A 1,609-nucleotide genomic window follows, 5' to 3' on the forward strand; every position below is an offset into this window, starting at 1 on the left:
CAAGACTTTCGCCATGGTGGCGACGCAGGATATCGGCCGGCTGGCCGCCGATCTGATCCGCGAGGGGGGGACCGGCAAGCGGGTCGTGGAACTTGAAGGCCCGTCGCGGGTCTCGCCCAACGATCTCGCCAATGCCTTCGCGTCGGCACTCGGGCATCCGGTGCGGGTGGAGATCGTCCCGCGGGAAAGCTGGGAGGGCCTGTTCCGTGCCCAGGGTACGCGTAACCCACAGCCGCGCATGCGCATGCTCGACGGCTTCAACGAAGGCTGGATCGACTTCAAAGATAACGGACAGAACAGCGTCAAAGGCAAGACACCTCTTGTGGAGGTGATCGCGGCGCTTGTCCGGCAAGCCGCCGCGACCGAGGCCGTTTGATTCCACCCTGAAAACACAGCAGACGGCACGGACATCCGCCGCCGCCCCCCTCGCAACCTGAAAGGAACTATGATGGAACGGCCGTGTAACGAGAATGCGGACACACGACCAACTGGTGCCCCCGAAATTGGCCGAAGCGACCCTTATCGGGGCTATGCTGGAAACAAAGGCTGCCGGCCTAGCTCCTGCGGCTCGGATCGCTATCGGCGCCGTAACCGGCCGTCCTGCACCGACGCTGGGGCGGCCGTCTTCCGTAACGGACGTTCAGCCCGCAGGCCGCGAGTGGGCCGGTCACGGCGCTGTCCAGACGGGGCGCGCCTATCGACGCAGGCGCTTCCTTGCACGTTCAAGGATTTCCTCCGATAGTGGCGTCCCCGACGCGATTCGGGCCAAGGTCATTGCGCCGATCATGGTGGCGTAGTCCACCATGGCTTCGCCGCGGGCCTCCCCAGAAAATCGATCTTCGACCAGCGCGTCGATCATCTCTTCGACGACAGCCACCGCCGCCGCCCGCGTCTTACCTGAGGACCGGGCAGCTTCGCTCCCCAACGCCGCCATTGGACAGGTAGGCGTACCCGCATCGCGATGCTCAGGGGACAGGTAGCGGTCCAACGCAGCGTTCCGCCCCTTTTCTGCCCGGACCTTCCCGAGCATGTCCGCAGATGCGTTGCCCGCAGCGACGAGCGCCTCGGCTATCAGCTGCTCCCTGTTGCGAAAATGCTTGTAGAAGCCGCCGTGGGTGAGGCCGGCGGCAGCCATAACGTCCGAGAGACTGGCCCCGGCGATGCCCGTGCGCCGGATGCAGTCTGCGGCCGCGGTGACGATGGCGCGCCGGGTTTCAGCGGCTTCCTTGTTTGACTTCCTCAACGACGCTTCCTCGCTACCGCTCACGAACGAGCCTTGACAGGTTAGATGTTATATGACATCCAAATAGATGTCATGCAACATCTAACTGATTACTAATGAGAGGAGAGGCTCATGCTGAACCAGCAGACCAGAGCCATCGATGCCAATGTGCCAGAAGCGGTAGAACTCACACGGCTGGGCGTGTCGGGCGCGGCGGAAGCCATTCGCCGGGGCGAGATCAGCGCCGAAAACTATGTTTCTGCCCTTCTCGCCAAGGCGCGGCGGAAAGAGGGCCTGAGAGCTTTCATCACCCTGGACGAGCCTCGCGCCCTCTCCGCATCCCGCGAAGCCGACAAGGACCGCGCCAAGGGCGTGAACTCGCCGCTG

General features: G+C 63.8%; 1 protein-coding gene and 2 pseudogenes. 2 read left to right on the forward strand and 1 reads right to left on the reverse strand.

Annotation, left to right across the window (positions count from 1 at the left end):
* Nucleotides 1-376 (forward strand): annotated as a pseudogene (locus tag EN939_RS33355) (NmrA family transcriptional regulator); the annotation flags it as partial.
* A gap of 318 nt (nucleotides 377-694) precedes the next feature.
* On the opposite strand, the gene EN939_RS33360 reads toward EN939_RS33355, so the two are convergent.
* The gene (locus tag EN939_RS33360) at nucleotides 695-1,267 is read right to left on the reverse strand and encodes a TetR/AcrR family transcriptional regulator (RefSeq protein WP_127269699.1); all 573 of its coding nucleotides are present in this window, start codon (nucleotides 1,265-1,267) and stop codon (nucleotides 695-697) included.
* An 87-nt stretch (nucleotides 1,268-1,354) separates the two neighbouring features.
* Between EN939_RS33360 and EN939_RS33365 the strand changes: the two are divergent.
* Nucleotides 1,355-1,609, forward strand: a pseudogene (locus EN939_RS33365) (hypothetical protein); the annotation flags it as partial.

The organism is Mesorhizobium sp. M7A.F.Ca.CA.002.05.1.1, assembly GCF_003998335.1.
In the GTDB taxonomy this organism is placed as follows: domain Bacteria; phylum Pseudomonadota; class Alphaproteobacteria; order Rhizobiales; family Rhizobiaceae; genus Mesorhizobium.